Raw genomic sequence first — 4,309 nt, forward strand, 5'->3', positions numbered from 1 at the left:
ACGAATACGTTATCTCCAGCGTTCTCCTGAAAGACCTCTATATTTTGATTGAGGTTGACAGGCAGGGCAACGTGATCATGCCTGCGCTGCCGGTAGAGAAAGAGAAAAACGAAAAGGAAAAGAAAGGAGCAAAGGAATCCCCGCCTGTTTTTATCAAAAAAGTGGAAGTCCGAAACGGCTCCATCGATTACCTTGACAGAAAAACGGCCAAAACACCCATACTGACAAAACTGCGCAATATCCAGCTTGACGCGAAGGATATCGCCATCCCCCTGGGTAAAGATTTCACACCCTATACCCTGAAAGCAGACATCCCCGGCAATATGAGCACCGGTACCCTGATGAGTAAAGGCAAGGTAAAACTGAAAACACAGGACGCGGATTCCAGGGTGGAGACCAGGAAGCTCGATATTACGATAATGAAGCCGTATTTCCAAAAAGAGGGCAGCGTAAATGTGACAAAGGGGTTTCTTGACCTCGATATGGATGTGAAGATCGCCTCACGTATGATCCATGCGCCCGGCAATGTTGTTCTCAAGGACCTTGAATTCGAGAGCGGTTCCGGCACGGGTTCCAGGTTCCTCGGTGTGCCCCTGTCCCTGGTGGTTGCCTTCATGAAGAACAGCAATAACGAGATCCCCGTGAAGTTTGTTGTTGAAGGGTCTCTCGATAACCCGAAGTTCAGTCTTGCGGAGAGTTTCAGCGCGAGGTTTTCTTCAGGTCTCGCGGAAAAGCTTGGTTTATCGGTAAAGGATATCGGCGGATCAGCGGTCAACCTCGGATCCGAGGGAGCAAAATCAGTAGGGAGCGGGATCAGAGGGCTGGCAGACAGTATCAAGAAGAGGCTGGGGAAGTAACCGGTATCTTGCTCTCGCAGGGGACCTTTGTCTGGCAGAGCCCGCATCCTGATATTGTGACACCGTATTCTTCATTCACCTTCGGACTTATTACCTGATGCATGTACTGAGAACAGATCTCCTTGTTGTGACCCTCTTCAGTGATTGCCCCCGCGGGACAGCGCTTGATGCAGGCGCCGCAGGTATTTGCATTGTATTTAAGGCAGTAATCGTAAACGCCTTGATATGGTCTTGCCGTCGGTTCGAGGACAAGTTCGGTTATAACGGACCCGATGCGATGGGCGATCCCCTTCCGGGTAATGAGTCCGTCGCTTAAACTGAACGTCCCCAGCCCTGCTGCATACGCGGCGTGTCGTTCAGACCACGTTGAGGCATGGCCGGCCTCCGGCGATACAATACGTTTCCACTGTGTTGTCAAAACCGGGGACAGGGTTCGGTATCCCCTGCTGTTGAGCAGGGCGACGATATATTTTCTTAATGCATCGTTAAAGACTTCGCCGAAACAGCGCATATGTGACCACCCGGGGGAGGGGAGCTTTTTCCCCTTTCTGTTGCTCCTCCGGATACCCATGCTGACCGGCAGGATCCAGCATATGACAGTGCCGTTCCGGGGGCATGACTCCCCGTATTCAGCCTCAAGGAATTCCACGGGGGTGAGATGCAAATCGTCGATGATTCTTTTATATTCTGTGAAGAGCGGATCATGAATGTCCGCGTATCCGATTATCGGTTCAGTAAAATATTTTTCATCAGAATCTTTCAGCCGGTTTGATGATGACGTGCTGACAAATCCCTTTATTGCATCTTCGATCTCTTCTTTCAATGTCTTTCTCCTTGATTGGGACACCCACTTCGTGGGTACCCGGTCGCCCCCTCTGACAGCTTTCAGCAGCCAGCTATCAGCTTTTGAAACTCTAAATTCTAATATCGAAGCACTAAACAAATCAAAACGTTCAAATATCAAAACGTGAAGAGGTTGCCGCTGTTGAGATTGCCACGTCACTTCGCTCCTCGCAATGACAACAAAATAAAAAGCCTTGAACGCTGAACATAGAACAGATTTTGTCCTTCTCTCTCGGCTCTTAGCTCTCCGCTCCCTGCTGCTTCTCCCCCTCACCCCTTACGACTTACGATTCACGCCTCACGGGTGTTTCGCTGTCAGCTACGAGCTATCTCCTGAGTTTGCCCGTCGGGATCTATGAGTTTTTCAATGTGGGACCTTACCTCAAGCATCAACTTGTTTTTGGCGGTCCTTTCTTCCTCTGTCACGCGTACCGGTTGGCCGATCTTTATCTGTATCAATCCTTTTCCTTTTGGAACAGAACAGCCTTCAGGCTGCAATTGACCTGTTCCCCGGATGCCTATCGGTATTATCGGTACCTTTGTGCGGAGTGCAAGCGAGAACCCTCCTTTTTTAAAGGGCAGGAGAGTACCATTAGTGCTCCAGGTCCCTTCGGGAAATATAACGATATTCATGCCCTCTTGTATCCTGTGTGCCGCCTCATGCATTGCCTTCAAGGCCTTCCGCGGGTTTTGTCTGTCAATGCTGATATTTTTTCCGGCCTTAAGCGCCCACCCCAAAAAAGGCACAACAAAGAGTTCCTTCTTCGCTATCCATTTGAAAGATAAGGGGAGTGACGAAAGAAGCGCGAATATATCAAGCACGCTTTGATGGTTGCACATAATTACATAAGGGGGTTCAGTGATGTTCTCGGCCCCCTCCATTACAACCCGGATACCGCATGCCTTGAGATGGATCTTTGCCCAGACCCTGCCAAGCCTGTTTGTTCCCTCTCCCTTCCGGTCAAAGGGAAAGATCATAAGGGCTATAATGGAAAGGAATATTGTTGTAAAAATAATGTTCAGTAATGGAATGGCCTTTCTCATTCTTCCACCTTTTTTCTTTTAATTTTCCTGCAAATTTGAGAGACTGTCAAGGTTTTTAAAGATCAGCAGCAAACCTAAGTCAGGAAAGGCAAAGACGGAGGGTGCAGGAGGAATCTTGCTCCAATGCAGCGCCGCGTGTCTGGAAATAATCATGAAAGAGGATACAAAGTGCATGCAATATCTGGTATACTGTTTTGTATATCCATAAAGGAGGTGTAATGTGACATTCAGGTTAGGCAGACTGGCCCTGCTGGCTATTATCATAATCTTCCTGTTCTCTGCGTCTAAATTGACCGGGGTATACGTTGACTGGCTCTTCTTCCGGGAGGTTGCCTATGAGGGGATATTCACGAAGGTCCTGTCCGCAGAGGTACTGACAGGTCTTGCCTTTGGTCTTATCTTCTTTTTCTTTCTTGCCGCCAATGTCCTTGCCGCGTCCGCGATCAAGGTGCCCCCTATCGACATACTGTTCATGGGTCAGATGAGGGTGCCCCTTGATCCCGGTAAATTTAACAAAATATTCAAACTCCTCGGTCTGTTCGTAGCCGTCTTCGGCGGGATATTAAGCGCACTGTGGGGAAGCAGCCTCTGGGCGCAGGTACTCGCCTTTTTCAATAGCGTGAATACGGGGACAATGGACCCGATATTCGGCAAGGACCTCAGCTTCTATCTCTTCAAGCTTCCCCTCTATGAATCGCTGAGCGGGTATGCGGGTTTTCTCCTTTTCATCACTATCCTTGCGGTAGCAGCAGGATATGCCGCCCGGGGCGGCTTCCTTGTGCTCGGCAACAGGGTCTCTTTTGTGAAGCACGCAAAGGAGCACCTGACCCTCCTTCTCTTTCTGTTCTTCGTAAAGTTGGCCTTCGGGTTTTATCTCGACAGGTTTGAGACGCTCTATTCTCCCCATACCATAATCACCGGCGCTGGTTACGCCGATGTGAACGCGCGGCTCATTGTGCTGGGGTTGCTGATCCCCCTGATGGTCATCGGAGGCATGGTGGTTTCCTATGCCCTCCTGAAGGAGAAATGGCGCATCGCCGTCTACCCGGTGATCGGCCTCATTGCGGTGTACTTCCTCGGGGTGGCGATCTACCCGGGTCTCCTCCAGAGTTTCAAGGTGGCACCGAACGAACAGGCGATCGAAGAGCCCTTCATCAAACATCATATCGCGCTTACGAGGTACGGTTATAACCTCCAGAACGTGCAGATGTTGCCTTTTGATGTGTCCTTCAACCTTACGGCAAAGGACCTACAAAAGAACGACACAACGATAAAGAATATACGACTCTGGGATGAAGCGCCCCTCCTGAAGACATACAGCCAGCTCCAGCAGATCAGGACCTATTACCGGTTCAGTGACATCGACAGCGACCGGTACACCATTAACGGGCAGTACAGGCAGGTGATGCTCTCTGCCAGGGAACTCTCCTATAATGACCTCCCCAGCAAGTCATGGATCAACGAGAAGTTTGTCTTTACACACGGCAACGGCGTTGTCATGGGGCCTGTAAGCAGGATTTCCAAAGAAGGTCTGCCCGAATTCATCATAAAGGATATCCCGCCCA

Annotated in this window: 4 protein-coding genes; 2 read left to right on the top strand and 2 right to left on the bottom strand. The window is 50.0% G+C overall.

The window, feature by feature from the left end; translation table 11 throughout:
* Positions 1-857: DUF748 domain-containing protein (locus PHU49_15265; GenBank protein MDD5245366.1), on the top strand; the 857-nt coding region annotated here is incomplete at its 5' end.
* Here PHU49_15265 and PHU49_15270 read toward each other — a convergent pair.
* Positions 835-1,680: a hypothetical protein gene (locus PHU49_15270; GenBank protein MDD5245367.1), complete on the bottom strand. Its 846-nt coding sequence runs from the start codon at positions 1,678-1,680 to the stop codon at positions 835-837. The two genes, PHU49_15265 and PHU49_15270, sit on opposite strands and share 23 nt — an antisense overlap.
* 335 nt (positions 1,681-2,015) lie before the next feature.
* Positions 2,016-2,744 (bottom strand): lysophospholipid acyltransferase family protein, encoded by a 729-nt coding sequence (locus tag PHU49_15275; GenBank protein ID MDD5245368.1) that lies wholly within the window; start codon positions 2,742-2,744, stop codon positions 2,016-2,018.
* 220 nt (positions 2,745-2,964) lie between these two features.
* On the opposite strand from PHU49_15275, the gene PHU49_15280 reads away from it, so the two are divergent.
* On the top strand, positions 2,965-4,309 hold a 1,345-nt coding region (locus PHU49_15280; GenBank protein ID MDD5245369.1), incomplete at its 3' end, for a UPF0182 family protein.

This window comes from Syntrophorhabdaceae bacterium, from assembly GCA_028713955.1.
In the GTDB taxonomy this organism is placed as follows: Bacteria; Desulfobacterota; Syntrophorhabdia; order Syntrophorhabdales; family Syntrophorhabdaceae; genus UBA5609.

Excerpts from the sequence above, each read along its gene's own strand:
- PHU49_15275 (MDD5245368.1), bottom strand. The coding sequence starts at position 2,744 with ATGAGAAAGGCCATTCCATTACTGAACATTATTTTTACAACAATATTC.